Raw genomic sequence first — 16,371 nt, forward strand, 5'->3', positions numbered from 1 at the left:
ATCACTCTAGCGATTCCCGGCGGCCCGCCCCGCCTGCTCCTCCCGCAGCCGGTACCGCTGGAGTTTCCCGGTCGGCGTCCGCGGCAGCGCGTCGGTGAAGACGATCTCCTTCGGGCACTTGTACGGCGTGATCTCGCCCTTCGTGAACTCCCGCAGCGCCGCCGCCGTCTCCGGCCCCCGCGGCACGCCGTCGCGCAGCACCGCGTACGCCACGACCACCGTGCCGCGCTCCGCGTCCGGCCGCCCCACGACCGCGGCCTCGCGCACGTCGGGGTGGCGCAGCAGCGCGTCCTCGACCTCCGGCCCGGCGATGTTGTACCCGGCCGAGATGATCATGTCGTCCGCGCGCGCGACGTAGCGGAAGTACCCGTCGGGCTCGCGCACGTATGTGTCGCCGGTGAAGTTCCACCCGCCCCGCACGTACTCGCGCTGCCGCTCGTCCGCCAGGTACCGGCAGCCCGTCGGCCCGCGGACCGCGAGCAGCCCCGGCTCCCCGTCGGGCACCGGCGCGCCGTCCGCGTCGACGACCCGCGCCTCGTAGCCGGGCACCGGCACGCCCGTGGTGCCCGGGCGGGCGTCGCCGTCGGCGGCGGAGATGAAGATGTGCAGCATCTCGGTGGCGCCGATGCCGTTGATGATCCGCAGCCCGGTGCGTTCGCGCCACGCCTGCCAGGTGGCGGCCGGCAGGTTCTCGCCCGCCGACACGCAGCGGCGCAGCGAGCCGATGTCGTACGCGTCGAGCTTCTCCAGCATCGCCCGGTACGCGGTCGGGGCGGTGAACAGCACCGACACCCGGTGCTCCGCGACCGCCGGCAGCAGCCGGTCGGGCCCGGCCTGCTCCAGCAGCAGCGCCGACGCGCCGGCCCGCATCGGGAAGACGACGAGGCCGCCGAGGCCGAAGGTGAATCCGAGCGGCGGGCTGCCCGCGAACACGTCCTCGGGGACGGGCCGCAGCACGTGCTCGGAGAAGGTGTCGGCGATGGCCAGCACGTCGCGGTGGAAGTGGACGCAGCCCTTGGGGCGGCCGGTGGTGCCGGAGGTGAAGGCGATGAGGGCGACGTCGTCGGCGGAGGTTTCCACAGGCGCGTACGTGTCGGGTTTGGCGTCCGCGAGGCGTAGAAGGTCACCCGGGCCGTCACCGCCGTACGGGACGACCGTCAGCCCGGCCACCTCCGCCTGCGTCAGGTCGTCGAGCGCACGCGCGTCGCACAGCGCGTGCCGTACCCGCGCGATGTCGCAGATGCCGCGCAGTTCGTGCGCGCGCTGCGCGGCCAGCACGGTCACGGCGACCGCGCCGGCCTTCATGACGGCCAGCCAGCAGGCCACCAGCCAGGGGGTCGTGGGTCCGCGCAGCAGCACGCGGTTGCCGGGGAGCACGCCGAGGTCGTCGGTGAGGACGTGCGCGATGTGGTCGGTGCGGCGCTGGAGTTCGCCGTACGACCAGCTCTCGCCGGCGTCGGTGTGCAGGGCGGGGCGGCCGGCGCCGAACCGCTCGACGGTGGCGTCGAGCAGCTCCGCGCCGCAGTTGAGCCGGTCGGGGTAGCGCAGGCCCGGCAGCGGGAAGACCAGCTCCGGCCACTGCCCGGCCGGCGGGAGGTGGTCGCGGGCGAAGCTGTCGGCGTGGGCGGAAGGCTTCAGCTGCATGGCGGTACGCCCCCTAGGTGTGCCCTGCGGTACCCCAAGGAGCGTAGCGTTGGCGTGACGACAGTCAACACTCCGCGATATCCCGGCCCGGCCCGTCACGGGAGGGACCGGGAGAGAGGAGCACCCCGCATGGCGCAGCCGCACGCGCAGCCGCACCCCGCTCCGCAGCCCTTCGCGCTCGACCCCGGGCTCCAGCGCTGGTGCGCGGAGCTGCGCGCGCTCGCCGCCCGGCGGCTCCGCCCGCTCGCCGAGGCCGGCGAGCCGGGCCGGGTCAACCGGCCGCTCCTCGCCGCGCTGGGCGCCCCCGGCGACGACGGCGAACCGGGCCTGCTGGCCCAGGTGTTCCCCGCCGCCGGGCCGGTCTCCGCGCTCACCCTCTGCCTGCTGCGGGAGTCGCTGGCCCGCGAGTGCACCGAGGCCGAGACGGCGCTCGCGTTGCAGGGGCTGGGCGCGTACCCCGTCGTGCAGGCGGGCACGTCGGGGCAGCGGGAGCGGTGGCTGCCCGAGGTGCGGGCGGGGCGGGCGGTCGCCGCGTTCGCCCTGACCGAGCCGGAGGCGGGCTCCGACGCGGCGGCGCTGCGGCTGGCCGCCGAGCCGGACGGCGGCCCCGGCCCGCGGCGCTGGCGGCTGACCGGCGAGAAGAAGTGGATCTCCAACGCCCCGGAGGCCGACTTCGTCACCGTCTTCGCCCGTACTACGCCCGTCGCCGACTCCCGCGGCGCCGGCGCCCGCGGCGTCACCGCCTTCCTCGTCCCCGCCGACCGCCCCGGGCTGACCGGCGAGCCGCTCACCATGCTCAGCCCGCACCCCATCGGCACCCTGCGCTTCGACGGCGTCCCCGTCACCGCCGCCGACGTGCTCGGCGAGGTCGACGGCGGCTTCCGCACCGCCATGGCGACGCTCAACCTCTTCCGCCCCTCCGTCGGCGCGTTCGCCGTCGGCATGGCGCAGGCCGCACTCGATGCGGCGCTGGACCACGCCGGGCGGCGGGAGGCGTTCGGCGGGCCGCTCGCGGACCTGCAGTCCGTCGCGCACACCCTCGCCGAGACGGCGACCCGCGTCGAGGCGGCCCGGCTGCTGGTGTACGCGGCGGCCTCGGCGTACGACGCGGGCGCGCCGGACGTCGCCCGGCGGGCGGCGATGGCGAAGCTGCTGGCGACGGAGACCGCGCAGGCGGCCGTCGACGCGGCGGTGCAGATCCACGGCGCCCGCGCGCTTGAGGCGGGGCATCTGCTGGAGCACCTGTACCGCGAGGTGCGTGCGCCGCGCATCTACGAGGGGGCGACGGAGGTGCAGCGGAGCATCATCGCCAGGGAGCTGTACCGCCGCTGAACCCGGACGTACGGACGTACGGACGTACCGATGTGTCGACGTATCGATGTACGGACCCACCCACCCCGCACGACCGCACCCCCGCCGCCCGCCACCGAAGGGAACCCGCCGCCGTGTCCGTCCACCGCATCAACCCCGCCGTCCTCGCCAAGCCCTCCGGCTTCAGCCACGCCGTCACCGCCACCGGCTCCACCCTCGTCTTCCTCGCCGGCCAGACCGCGCTCGACGGCGCCGGCCGGATCGTCGGCGACACCCTCCCCGCCCAGTTCGAGCAGGCCCTCGGCAACCTCCTCACCGCCCTCGCCGCCGGCGCCGGGGAGCCCGCCCACCTCACCCGCGTCACCGTCTACGCCACCGACCCCGAGGACTACCGCGCCCACGCCGCCGAGCTGGGCCGCATCTGGCGCCGCCGCGCCGGCGACACGTACCCGGCGATGGCGCTGATCGGCGTCACCCGGCTCTGGGACGCCGAGGCGCTGGTCGAGCTGGACGGGATCGCGGTGCTGCCGTAACGGGGCGGCGGGGCGCGGCGGCACGTCGCGCGACGGTCGCGATCCCGCTACGGGACGGCCGCAGTGTGGCGACTCCGCTGGGCAACGAACTGGTGACCCGGGGAGATCGTAGGTAGATTCGTGCGCATCCCCAACCACCGCACGCAGAACAGAGGTTACGCGCCGATGGCTGACCGCCGGCCCGAGCTCGGCCGCTACGAGGCGCGGCTGCTGCTGTGGCTGCTGCGGGAGTCGGGCCACCGCCCGGACGTGCCCGTGCGCACCGCCCCCTTCGGCCTGGCGCAGAACAAGCCGGCGCTCGGCGTCTCCGCCGTCATCGCCGCGCTGGCGGACCGCGGCCTGGTGCACGCCCACGAGTGGCCCGAGCACGACCCCGCCGACACCTCGCTCCGCCCCGCCGGCCACGCGCGTGCGCTGCGCCTGGAGAGCGAGCGCCGCGACCCGGTGGCGCGCCGCTCGTACGCCGAGAACGCGGTGCTGCGCTGGGCGTTCGAGCACCGCGGCGACGACAGCCTGCCGCTGCGCGACTTCTTCGTGGCCGACCACGTCTTCTTCCACGGCGACGCCCTCGACGCCGAGGAAGTCCTGGCCGCGGCCCGCTCGTTACGGTCGGACGGCCTGCTCGGCGTCACGGACGACGGGATCTCCGGCGACGTCGTCACCGGGCAGGTCGAGCTCACCGAGCGCGGGCTGGAGTGCGGCCACGCGGGCACCGGCATCGCCGGCTTCCTGCGCCGCGAGCGCGACCGGCCGCCGCCCCCGGTGAACATCGGCACCGTCCAGGGCGACGTCACGTTCATCCAGAACAGCACCGTCCACGTCGTCGGCAGGCTGGCCGACCAGCTCGCCGGGCTCGGCCCGGCGCTCGGGCTCGACGAGGAGCGGCTGCGGCTGCTGCTGCGGGACGCGGACGACATGCGCCGCGCGGCCGAGGAGGACCGGCCCGGCCGGCTGCGGGCGCTGTTCGACCGGATCACCCACGAGCTCGGCGGCGCCCCGGACACCACCGGCCGGCAGCTGCTCCTCGAAACCGCACGACAGGTCGGCGGCCTGCTCGGCTAGCCGGGACGCCGTCGCGCAACGGGAGGGAAACGGAGCTTGACCCCGTACGGACGTGAGGCCGTGCTGCACGAGCTGGTGCCCCGCATGGTCGGGCTGCACCACGCGAAGAACAAGTCGATACGGCAGGAGCCCCGCGGCGAGGTGCCCGCCGTGGTGCTCCACGGCGGGCACGGCAGCGGCCGCTCGGCCGTGCTGGAGGAGCTGCGCGCCGCGTACGCCGACCGGATCCCCGTCGCCGCCGTGGACTGCGCGGACGCGGCCGACGACGACGCCGCGGTCTCCAACACCTCGCCCGCCGCCGAACTGCTCACCGGCCTGGCCCGCGGGCTCAGCGGGCACCGCCCCGGCTTCGGCCGGCTGCGGCTGCCCCGGCTGCTCACCGGCCTGGTCGCGGTGAGCGCCTGGCACCGGGGCGAGCTCGGCGAGCAGGGCTGCGGCCGCGACCGCGTCGCGGCGCTGCTCACCGACTGCGGGCTGGAGAAGGACCCGGAGCGGGCCCGCGGCTGGGCCGGCGACGTGCTCGACCTCGTCACCGGGTGGGGTACGGACGACCTGGGGCCGGTCGCCGCCGCGAGCGTCGACCTCTTCACCGGCCGGTATCTGGGCTTCCGGGAGAACCGGGCGGTGCGCCAGTGGTACCGGAGCCGGCACCGGGGCGGGGAGGGCGGTTCCGGCGCCCCGGACGACGGCCAGGTGTTCACCGCCGTGAGCCGCGCCTTCCACCTCGGCGACGACATCCGCCGCCGGGTCGAGGGCCACCTCGTCGAGGCGCTGCTGGCGGACCTGCGGGCCGCGTACACCGGATGGCGGCACCTCAACGCCGCGCCCCGCCCGCTGGCGCTGCTCGACAACGTCCACACCCCCGCCGGCGGGCACCTGCTCGACCTGCTGCTCGCCCGGCGGGCCGCCGCCGAGGACCGGCCGGACCCGCTGGTCGTGGTCGCCGCGACCCTCGGCGGGGCGACGGGCCGGCGCTTCACCGGGGCGACCCGGTGGACCTTCGCCGACGTGCCCGGGCTGGCCGGCTGGCACCGGCCCGCGCGGGGCTCGTCCGCGGCCGGGCTCGTCACCCTGCCGCTGCCGCCGCTGGGCCGGGACGAGCTGCTGGCGATGATGCGCGTCGGCGAGGAGCGCGCGGTGCGCCAGGAGACGGCCCGCGCGGTGCACCGGTTCACCGGCGGCAGCCCGCTGGGCTGCCGGATCTTCTACGACGCCCTCAACGCCGCGCCGGACCCGGCGGCCGTCGGGACGCACGGGCTGGCGCGGCTGCGGCTGGCGGGGGAGCACGTCACGGAGCGGATGCTGCACGCGCTCGTCCCGGACGCGGAGCTGAGCGCGTACCTCGTCCTGCTGTCCGTCGCGCAGGACCCCGCCGCGGCCCGGGCGCTGGCCGGCGCGTACCTGACCCGGGACCACCAGGCGGGCGCGGTCGAGGCGGTACGCAGCCACCTGCGCGCCGAGCAGTGGCCGCAGGCGATCCGGCCGTTCGTCGCCGACGACTTCCTGCGCGCCGTGCTCGTGCACGAGCTGCGCCGCCGCCCCGCGGGCGCGACCGACCCGCCGCAGTCCTGGCCGGAGCTGCACGGGCTGCTGCGCGACCACCACGAGGACCGCGGCGAGCCCGCCACCGCCCGGCACCACGCGCTGGCGGCGGGCCGCCCCGACGAGCCCGCGCGGTGGCTGGCCGACACCTTCCGCGGCACCGCCGCGGGGCGCTGGCTCGCCGACCTCTGGCACATCGCCACCGCCCCGCACCCGCCCGACCCCGCGTGGGCCGACACCTGCCGGGCGACGGCCTCGGGGGAGCGGGACGGGACGTTCGAGGGCGACTCCGTCCAGCGCTCGGTCAACCGGCTGCTGCACGCCGTGTGGTTCGCCGCCGACCCGCTGTCCGTACCCGACGCGCACCTGCGCGGCCGGGTCGGGCGGGAGCTGGACTTCCTGTCGCTGAAGCACCCGACGGGCAACAGCACGCTGTACGACGCGTCGCAGGAGTGGCCGGCGGCGATCAAGGACCTGCGCACGCCGGACCCGGCCGTGGGGGACGGCTCCGGCGGCGAGGAGGGGAGAGGGCATGGCGTTGACTAGGCGGCGGCCGGGCCGGAGGAGGCGGCGGCCGCTGGGCCGCGCCGAGCGGGCGATCCTGGCGGTGCTCGCCGTCGCGGCGGTCGCCGCGGTCGCGGTGGTGCTGGTGCTCCGTCTCGGCGGCGACGGCCCGTGCGGCGACGGGCTGGTGGAGTCGGCGGACGGCGAGGAGTGCGTCGGGGTGGCCGACGCCACCGCCGGATCCCCGGCGTTCGAGCCGGGCGCGGACGGGCCGGACGAGCGGATAGCGGACCTCGTGCGGAAGATCGCGGAGGAGAACGAGAAGGTGGGCGAGCTGTGGGAGGGGCGGCAGGAGCCGTACGTGCGGGTCGCGGTCCTGCTGCCGTTCAACGCCAGCGAGTCCAGCGCCATGACCCCCGAGGTCGTGCAGAACAGCCTCGCCGGCGTGCTCACCGCGCAGCTCCACGCCAACCGCGACCACGGGCTCAACTACCAGCTGCTGCTGTCCAACATAGGCAGGGACCTGTCGCAGTGGCGGCCGGCCGTCGAGGCCCTCGACGCGCTCACCGTCCACGAGGCGCCGACCGAGGAGGACTCCCCGCTCGTCGGCGTGATCGGCCTGCCCAACAGCGAGAAGGACACCGAGGACGCCGCCGTCGCGCTGGCGCGGGCCGACATCCCCGCCGTCAGCGGCGTGCTCAGCTCGCCGGAGATCAGCGCCGACACCCTCTTCAAGGCCGCGCCGTCCAACACCGAGTCCGTCGCCGCGCTCTCCGGCTACCTCGACGAGAACCCGGGCGCGCACCCCGGTGAGCCCTCCGGCTTCCTGGTCTGGGACTCCCGCGAGGAGGACGGCTACGTCGCCAACACCCGCGAGAACATGCGCCGGGTGTTCGGCGAGGAGTACGGGCTGGAGAACCGGCAGGCGAGCTTCGTCGGCCGGATGGGTGACTACGCGGGCGCGCCGCGCCGCTTCTCCCCGGCCGCGCGCGGCATCTGCCGGCTGGAGGCCGACACGGTCTTCTACGCCGGCCGCGACTCCGACCTGCCGTATCTGATCACCCAGCTGTCCGACGAGCCGGACTGCGACGACTTCGACGCCGAGATCCGCATCCTGCGCGTTGCCACCGGCCTGCCCGAGGGCCTGACGGACCGGCGGGTACGCGAGGACATGGCCGAGGCCCGCGTCGTCACGGTCGGCGCCTCGGCGACGGACGCGCCCTCCTGGCGGGCGGGCGAGGGGTCCGGCGAGCGCTTCGCGACCTTCGCGGAGGGGTTCGGGAAGGCCAGCGGGCTGCCGGGGGAGGCGCTGAACGACGGCTACGCGATCATGCACCACGACGCCTTCGTCGTCGTCTCCCGGGCCACGGATACCGCGCTGACCGACCTGGAGGAGTCGGCCGGGGGCGGCGGGTCGAACCGGCTGCCGTCGAAGCTCGACGTCTACAACACCATCACCAACATGCGGGTGGTCCGGGGCCCCGACGGGTGCCACGACTGCGTCCCGGGCGCCAGCGGGCAGTTCGGCTTCGACGTGGAGAAGGACAACTGGCCGGTGTGCAAGCCGGTGCCGATCATCGAGTACCCGCGCCCGGAGGGCGCGGACCGGCCGCGGCTGTACCGGACGTTCCAGGGCCCGAACGGGAAGTGCCCGGCGTAGCGCCGCGCCCCGCCCGCGGGCCCCGCTGAGCTGCGGCGCCGTGCCGCGCCCGGCACGTTCGGCCGGCGCCCGCCCGGGTACGCGACACGGGTGGGCGCCGCGGCGGGGCCATGGAGTAGGGTTTATCTCGACATCGAGATATCTGCCGAAGGTGCCACCCTCAGGTCGCCCCGCTCCGGACGTAGCGGCAGGATTGCGGTGGAACGCGAAGATGACGAAGGAGACTGTCGTGTCGGCGAACAGCTTCGACGCCCGCAGCACGCTGCAGGTGGGCGGCGAGTCGTACGAGATCTTCCGGCTGGACAAGGTCGACGGCGCCGCCCGGCTGCCGTACAGCCTGAAGGTGCTGCTGGAGAACCTGCTCCGTACCGAGGACGGCGCGAACATCACCGCCGACCACATCCGGGCCCTGGGCGGCTGGGACTCCCAGGCCCAGCCGAGCCGGGAGATCCAGTTCACGCCGGCCCGCGTGATCATGCAGGACTTCACCGGCGTCCCCTGCGTCGTCGACCTGGCCACCATGCGCGAGGCCGTCAAGGAGCTGGGCGGCGACGCCGCCCGCATCAACCCGCTGGCCCCGGCCGAGCTGGTCATCGACCACTCCGTCATCGCCGACAAGTTCGGCACCCCGGACTCCTTCCAGGTCAACGTGGAGCTGGAGTACGGCCGCAACCGCGAGCGCTACCAGTTCCTGCGCTGGGGCCAGACCGCGTTCGACGAGTTCAAGGTCGTCCCGCCCGGCACCGGCATCGTGCACCAGGTGAACATCGAGCACCTGGCCCGCGTCGTCATGGTCCGCGACGGCAGGGCGTACCCCGACACCCTCGTCGGCACCGACAGCCACACCACCATGGTCAACGGCCTCGGCGTGCTCGGCTGGGGCGTCGGCGGCATCGAGGCCGAGGCGGCGATGCTCGGCCAGCCCGTCTCGATGCTCATCCCGCGCGTCGTCGGCTTCAAGCTCACCGGCGAGCTGCCCACCGGCACCACCGCCACCGACCTGGTGCTCACCATCACCGAGATGCTGCGCAAGCACGGCGTCGTCGGCAAGTTCGTCGAGTTCTACGGCGCCGGCGTGGCCCAGATCCCGCTGGCCAACCGGGCGACGATCGGCAACATGTCGCCGGAGTTCGGCTCCACCGCCGCGATCTTCCCCATCGACGCCGAGACCCTCACGTACCTGAGGCTCACCGGCCGCGACGAGCAGCAGCTCGCGCTGGTCGAGGAGTACGCCAAGGCCCAGGGCATGTGGCACGACCCGGCGCACGAGCCGGAGTACTCCGAGTACCTGGAGCTGGACCTGTCCACGGTGGTGCCGTCGCTCGCCGGGCCGAAGCGCCCGCAGGACCGCATCGAGCTGTCGAAGGCCGCCGAGCAGTTCCGCCTCGACGTGCGCAACTACGTCGACGACGCCGACGAGCCCGGCAAGGAGTCCTTCCCCGCCTCCGACGCCCCCGCGTCCTCCAACGGAGTACCGACCCGCGTCACCCCGGTGACCGCGGCCGACGGGACGACCTTCGAGCTCGACCACGGCGCCGTCACCGTGGCCGCCATCACCTCCTGCACCAACACCTCCAACCCGTCCGTCATGGTCGGCGCGGCGCTGCTGGCGAAGAAGGCGGTGGAGAAGGGCCTGACGCGCAAGCCGTGGGTGAAGACCACGCTGGCGCCGGGCTCCAAGGTCGTCATGGACTACTACGACCGGGCCGGCCTCACCCCGTACCTCGACAAGCTCGGCTTCAACCTCGTCGGCTACGGCTGCACCACCTGCATCGGCAACTCCGGCCCGCTGCCGGAGGAGATCTCCAAGGCCGTCAACGAGCACGACCTGGCCGTCACCTCGGTGCTCTCCGGCAACCGCAACTTCGAGGGCCGGATCAACCCCGACGTCAAGATGAACTACCTGGCGTCGCCGCCGCTGGTCGTCGCCTACGCCCTCGCGGGCTCGATGAAGACGGACATCACCCGCGAGCCGCTGGGCACCGACAAGGAGGGCAAGCCGGTCTACCTGAAGGACATCTGGCCGAGCGAGCAGGAGGTCGAGCAGGTCGTCGCCGCCGCGATCGGCGAGGAGATGTTCACCGAGTCGTACCAGGACGTCTTCGCCGGCGACGCGCAGTGGCAGGCGCTGCCGATCCCGACCGGCGACACCTTCGCCTGGGACAGCGAGTCCACCTACGTGCGCAAGCCCCCGTACTTCGACGGCATGGGCATGGACCCGGCGCCGGTCGAGGACATCGCGGGCGCCCGCGTGCTCGCCCTCCTCGGCGACTCGGTCACCACCGACCACATCTCCCCGGCCGGCGCCATCAAGGCCGACACCCCGGCCGGCAAGTACCTCACCGAGCACGGCGTGACCCGCCGCGACTTCAACAGCTACGGCTCCCGCCGCGGCAACCACGAGGTCATGATCCGCGGCACCTTCGCCAACATCCGGCTGCGCAACCAGATCGCCCCCGGCACCGAGGGCGGCTACACCCGCGACTTCACCCGCGCGGACGCCCCGGTCTCCTTCATCTACGACGCCGCCCAGAACTACGCCGCGGCCGGCACCCCGCTCGTCGTGCTGGCGGGCAAGGAGTACGGCTCCGGCTCGTCCCGCGACTGGGCGGCGAAGGGCACCGCACTGCTCGGCGTCCGCGCGGTGGTCGCCGAGTCGTACGAGCGCATCCACCGCTCCAACCTCATCGGGATGGGCGTGCTGCCGCTCCAGTTCCCGGCGGGCGCCTCGGCGCAGTCGCTGGGCCTGACGGGGGAGGAGACCTTCACCCTGACCGGCATCACCGCCCTGAACGACGGCACGGTCCCGGAGACGGTCAAGGTGACCACGGACACCGGTGTCGAGTTCGACGCGGTGGTACGGATCGACACCCCGGGCGAGGCGGACTACTACCGCAACGGCGGCATCCTCCAGTACGTCCTGCGCTCCCTGATCCGCGACTGACCGGACGCCTCCGCTCCGAACCCCGCCCCCTCCCGCCGGGAGGGGGCGGGGTTTTTCCGTCAGCCTCCCACCGGACCCGTCCGGCCGCTACGGTGCTGTGCGACGCTTCAGGTACCGGTGAGACCGGGGGGACCGGTGGGCAACAGACCGACGGACTGGCACGTACTGGATCTCGATGACGATCCGACGCCCGGCGATCCGGAGCGGGTGAAGCAGCTGGCCCGTGAGCTGCACGACTTCGCCGACGACGTGGCCGACGCGCTGCGTCAGATCAAGGGGATGGCGGACGAGGACGCGCTGCTGCGCTGGGCGGGGAAGACCGCGAAGGCGTTCCAGGACGAGTTCGACGAGGTCCCCAAGAACCTGAAGAAGCTTCAGCGTTCGTACGACATGGCGGGCGACGCGCTCGCCGCGTACTGGCCGAAACTGGAGCGTGCCCAGTCGTTGGCCGACAAGGCGCTCGCCAAGGGCCGCGAGGCGCGGAGCGACCTGACCGCCGCCAGCGGCCGCCTGGACTCGGCGAACTCCTGGGTCGAGCGGGCGACGGAGAAGACGGAGAAGTACGACGAGGCGGAGGGCAAGGAGAAGCCCGACGACTCCGAGGTACGCGCCGCCGCCCGCAACGCCACCGACGCCAAGTCCGCCCAGTCCAGCGCCCAGACGGCCGTCGACAACGCCGAGGCCGGTCTCGCGGCGGCGAGGAAGATGGCGGACGACGCGAGGAAGATGCGCGAGGACGCCGCCTCCGAGGCCAAGGACAAACTCGAAGACGCCTCCGACGCCGGGATCCAGAACCGCAAGTGGTGGGAGAACGCGGTCGACTGGGTCAAGGACAACTGGGACACCATCGTCTCCGTCTGCAAGGTGATCGTCGCCGTCCTCGGCATCGTCGTCCTCATCATCGGCGGGCCGCTGGCCTGGGTGGTGCTGGCCGCCGCCCTCGTCGTCCTCGCCGACACCCTCATGAAATACATGAACGGCGAAGCGTCCCTCTTCGACGTCGCCATGGCCGCCCTCGACTGCATCCCCGGCATGAAGGGCCTCACCTCGCTCGGCAAGCTCGCCAAGGGCCTCAAGGGCGGGCTGAGCATGGCCAAGACCGGCCTCAAGGGCATGACCCTCGCCGCCAAGGGCCTCGCCCGGTCCGCGCGCTCCGGCGCCCGGGCCATGAAGAAGCTCTTCACCTGCGGCGACCCCATCGACATGGCCACCGGCGAGATGGTGATGTCGGCCCACGACGTCAGCCTCCCCGGCGTCCTGCCCCTGGTCCTCGACCGCCACCACCGCACCGGCTTCACCGCCGGCCGGCTCTTCGGCCCCTCCTGGTCGTCCCTCCTCGACCAGCGGCTCGTCGCCGACGAGTACGGCTACCGCCTCGTCACCGCCGACGGCATGGTGCTGCGCTACCCCCTGCCCGGGCCCGGGACCCCGGTGCTGCCCGTCGAGGGCCCGCGCTGGCCGCTGCACCCCGCCGACGAGAACGGCACCCTCGGCGTGCACCGGCCCGACGAAGGCCACACGCTCTACTTCCAGACCCCCGTGCCCGGGGCCGGCGAGGCGCGGCTCGTGGCGCTCACCGACCGCAACGGCAACACGGTCTCGGTCGAGTACGACGCCGAGGGCATGCCCGCCGAGGTGGTCCACGCCGGCTACCGCGTCGCCGTCACCACCGCCCTCGGCCGCGTCGTCGCCCTCCACCTCCGCGACGGCGACACCCGGCACGAGCTGCGCCGCTTCGCCTACGACGAGCACGGCAACCTCGCCGAGGTCTACAACTCCTCCGGCCTGCCGCAGCGGTTCGACTACGACGGCGAGCACCGCGTCACCGGCTGGACGGACCGCATCGGGGCGTCCTACCGCTACGAGTACGACGCCGCCGGCCGCTGCGTCCGGGCCGGCGGCGCCGAGGGCACGCTGGCGTACACGTACGCCTACGACGACGGGACCCGCACCACCTCCGCCACCGACTCCCTCGGCCACACCACCCGCTACCGCTTCGACGACGCCTACCAGCTCGTCGCCGAGACCGACCCGCTCGGCCACACCACCCGCCGCACCTGGGACCGCTACGACCGCCTCACCTCGATCACCGACCCCACGGACCGCACCACCCGCTACGAGTACGACGACGACGGCAACCTCGCCTGCGCCACCCGCCCGGACGGCACCGCCGTCACCGCCGTCTACGCCGCCCCCGGGCTCGCCGAGTCCCTCACCCTGGCCGGCGGCCGGACCTGGCGGCAGACCTTCGACGCCCGCGGCAACCGCACCTCGGTGACCGACCCGTCCGGCGCCGCGACGGTCTACGACTACACCCCGGCCGGCCACCCGCTGCGCGTCACCGACCCGCTCGGGCACGGCCACGACGTCGTCACCGACGCCGCCGGGCTGCCGCTGGCGGTGACCGACCCCACGGGCGCGACCGCGCGCTGGGAGCGGGACGCCTTCGGGCGCATCGCCGCCGCCGTCGACGCGCTCGGCGCCCGGACCGAGCTGGAGTGGACGACCGAGGGCAAGCCGTCCCGGCACCGCGCGCCGGACGGCGCCGAGCAGCGCTGGACGTACGACGCGGAGGGCAACTGCACCGCGCACGTGGACGCCGCCGGGAACACCGTGGCCTACGAGTACGGCGCCTTCGACGTGCTCGTGGCCCGCACCGAGCCCGACGGCTCCCGCTACGAGTTCGCGCACGACACCGAGCTGCGGCTCACCGGCGTCACCAACCCGCAGCGGCTGACCTGGACGTACGCCTACGACCCCGCGGGCCGGCTGGTCGCCGAGACCGACTTCGACCGGCGCCGGCTGGACTACGCGCACGACGCCGCCGGCCGGCTGGTCTCCCGCACCAACGCGCTGGGCCAGGAAGTCGCCTACCGCTACGACGTCCTCGGCCGCGTCGTCGCCCAGAACACCGCCGGGGCCGAGTCGACGTTCGCGTACGGCCCGGACGACGAGCTGGTCGCGGCGGCCGGGCCGGACGCCGTGCTCGCCTGGGAGCGCGACGCCGTCGGCCGGGTCACCGCCGAGACCTGCAACGGCCGCACCCTGGCCGCCGCCTACGACGAGCGCGGCCGGCGCACCCGCCGGACGACGCCGGCCGGCGCCGAGACCCGTTACGCCTACGACGCCGCCGGCCGCCGCACCCTGCTCACCACCGCGGGCGTCGAGCTGGGCTCCGCCTACGACGCCGCCGGGCACGAGGTCGCCCGCAGCATCGGCGACGCGCTCGTCCTGGACCGGGCCTGGGAGCCGACCGGGCGGCTCGCCGGGCAGACCCTCACCGGGCACGGCCGGCGGCTCCAGGAGCACGGCTTCCACTACCGCGCCGACGGCCAGCTCACCGGGGTCGACGACCTCCTCGACGGGCCGCGCACCTTCGAGCTGGACCGCGCCGGCCGCGTCACCACCGTCACGGCGGCCGGCTGGACCGAGTCGTACGCCTACGATCCGGCCGGCAACCAGACCGAGGGCCACTGGCCGGCCGGCCCGCACGACGCGGACGCCGCCGGCGCGCGCGCCTTCTCGGGGACCTCGCTCATCCTCGCCGGCGCCGTCCGCTACCGCCACGACGCCGCGGGCCGCACCGTCGAGCGGCAGAAGGTCCGGCTCTCCCGCAAGCCGGACACCTGGACGTACGAGTGGGACGCCGAGGACCGCCTGACGCGCGTGACCACCCCGGACGGCGCCGTGTGGCGCTACCTGTACGACCCGCTGGGCCGGCGGATCGCCAAGCACCGGCTCGGCGCCGGCGGTGAGCCGGTGGAGCGGGTGGAGTTCTGCTGGGACGGCTTCACGCTCGTCGAGCAGACCGCCCACGGGTCCGGCGGGGCCCCGCCGGTCACCCTGACGTGGGACCACGACGGGCTGCACCCGGTGGCGCAGAGCGAGCGGCTGGGCGCGGCGGACCTGCCGCAGGAGGAGGTCGACCGGCGGTTCTTCGCGATCGTCACCGACCTGGTCGGCACGCCGACCGAGCTGGTGGACCCGGACGGCGACGTCGCGTGGCGCACCCGGCGCACCGTATGGGGGTGCACGGCGTGGTCCGCGGACGCCACCGCGTACACGCCGCTGCGCTTCCCCGGCCAGTACTTCGACCCGGAGACCGGGCTGCACTACAACGTGCACCGCTACTACGACCCGGAGACCGCCCGCTACGCCTCGCCCGACCCGCTGGGGCTGACCCCGGCGCCCAACCCGGGCACGTACGTCCGCAACCCGTTCACCTGGAGCGACCCGCTCGGGCTCAGCCCGTGCACCGCGGCCGGCAGCCGGGCGGCGCTGCCGCCCGCGGGCCGCGAGCCGCCCAACCTGGCGGGCACGGACATCGTCTCCCGGCTGGCCCGGCCCGGCGAGGAGTTCAACATGGTCCTCTCCCGCGGCCAGCCGCCGTCGCGGCCCGGCGGCTTCGGCACGTTCGACGACATCCCCCACCAGCAGTACGCGCGCGAGCAGCTGGCGATCCGCAGCGACTGGAAGCCGGACGTGTCGATGGTGCAGCGCTACCGCATACCCGACGGCGATCCGATCCGGATCCAGGAGAGTATCGTCGGACCCCAGACCGACCCCGTGCTCGGGCACCTGCCCGGCGGGGGGACCCAGCTGGAGATCCTGGACTTCGGCGACCGCGCGAGACTCATCCCGGTAGGTGATCCGGTGGCGTTGCCCACATGACCGAGCAGCACGGCACGATCGAGGTCCGGTGGGCGGAGGGCGACCGGCTCGTCCGCTGGACGCACGGCGGCGCGACGGTGGAGAAGCGCTTCGCCGAGCCCCCGCAGTCCGTCGTGGCCTGGGACGGGCACGTCCTCGTGGTCGAGGCGGTGCCGCCGGCGGGGGCGGCCAAGGACAACGCGGTCGTCTTCGACGCGGACGGGGCCGAAAACACGCGGCTGCGGCCGCCGCCGACCGGCGGCGAGCCGCACTGGGTCATCGGCTACTACACCGCCTACCTCGACGACGGGGGACCCGTCGTGGTGGTCGCGACGCAGGTGGGGGACGTCTGGGGCCGCGTCGACCTCGCCGCGGGCACGCTGAGGGACGTACGGCCCTGGCGCTGAGCGCGACGCCGCGGGCGGCGCCGGGCCGCGGGCGGCACGTAACAGCCCGGTGAGAATGCCGGGGGACCGCTTTCTTCCGGCCAGCACGTCTGACTAGGCTCCTGCACCTGACGT

The 16,371-nt window shown here is 74.4% G+C and carries 9 protein-coding genes; 8 read left to right on the forward strand and 1 reads right to left on the reverse strand.

Annotated features, from left to right (window positions below; genetic code table 11):
- Nucleotides 1-6: 6 nt before the first annotated feature.
- On the reverse strand, nucleotides 7-1,644 hold the full coding sequence (locus ACHZ99_RS15115) for an AMP-binding protein (RefSeq protein WP_420305076.1): 1,638 nt from the start codon (nucleotides 1,642-1,644) through the stop codon (nucleotides 7-9).
- A 129-nt stretch (nucleotides 1,645-1,773) separates the two neighbouring features.
- Between ACHZ99_RS15115 and ACHZ99_RS15120 the strand changes: the two genes are divergently transcribed.
- The 8 genes from ACHZ99_RS15120 (at nucleotide 1,774) to ACHZ99_RS15155 (ending at nucleotide 16,257) form a co-directional block, all read left to right on the forward strand.
- Nucleotides 1,774-2,976 (forward strand): acyl-CoA dehydrogenase family protein, encoded by a 1,203-nt coding sequence (locus ACHZ99_RS15120; RefSeq protein ID WP_420305077.1) that lies wholly within the window; start codon nucleotides 1,774-1,776, stop codon nucleotides 2,974-2,976.
- Between the two features lie 113 nt (nucleotides 2,977-3,089).
- Entirely contained in the window at nucleotides 3,090-3,488 is a 399-nt protein-coding gene (locus ACHZ99_RS15125) for a RidA family protein (RefSeq protein WP_420305078.1), read from the forward strand.
- A gap of 165 nt (nucleotides 3,489-3,653) precedes the next feature.
- Nucleotides 3,654-4,550: a hypothetical protein gene (locus ACHZ99_RS15130; RefSeq protein ID WP_420305079.1), complete on the forward strand. Its 897-nt coding sequence runs from the start codon at nucleotides 3,654-3,656 to the stop codon at nucleotides 4,548-4,550.
- A gap of 36 nt (nucleotides 4,551-4,586) precedes the next feature.
- Complete coding sequence (locus ACHZ99_RS15135; protein WP_420305080.1) at nucleotides 4,587-6,638, forward strand: ATP-binding protein; 2,052 nt, start codon at nucleotides 4,587-4,589, stop codon at nucleotides 6,636-6,638.
- Entirely contained in the window at nucleotides 6,625-8,256 is a 1,632-nt protein-coding gene (locus ACHZ99_RS15140; protein WP_420305081.1) for a hypothetical protein, read from the forward strand. Before ACHZ99_RS15135 ends, ACHZ99_RS15140 begins: the two co-directional genes overlap by 14 nt.
- Nucleotides 8,257-8,485: 229 nt before the next feature.
- Complete coding sequence (gene acnA / locus ACHZ99_RS15145) at nucleotides 8,486-11,200, forward strand: aconitate hydratase AcnA (RefSeq protein ID WP_420305212.1); 2,715 nt, start codon at nucleotides 8,486-8,488, stop codon at nucleotides 11,198-11,200.
- 135 nt (nucleotides 11,201-11,335) lie between these two features.
- On the forward strand, nucleotides 11,336-15,871 hold the full coding sequence (locus ACHZ99_RS15150) for an RHS repeat-associated core domain-containing protein (RefSeq protein ID WP_420305083.1): 4,536 nt from the start codon (nucleotides 11,336-11,338) through the stop codon (nucleotides 15,869-15,871).
- Nucleotides 15,868-16,257: a hypothetical protein gene (locus ACHZ99_RS15155; protein WP_420305085.1), complete on the forward strand. Its 390-nt coding sequence runs from the start codon at nucleotides 15,868-15,870 to the stop codon at nucleotides 16,255-16,257. The genes ACHZ99_RS15150 and ACHZ99_RS15155 overlap by 4 nt, the downstream gene beginning before the upstream one ends.
- Nucleotides 16,258-16,371 lie beyond the last annotated feature (114 nt).

Source organism: Streptomyces sp. MAR4 CNX-425 (assembly GCF_048656465.1).
GTDB lineage: Bacteria > Actinomycetota > Actinomycetes > Streptomycetales > Streptomycetaceae > Streptomyces.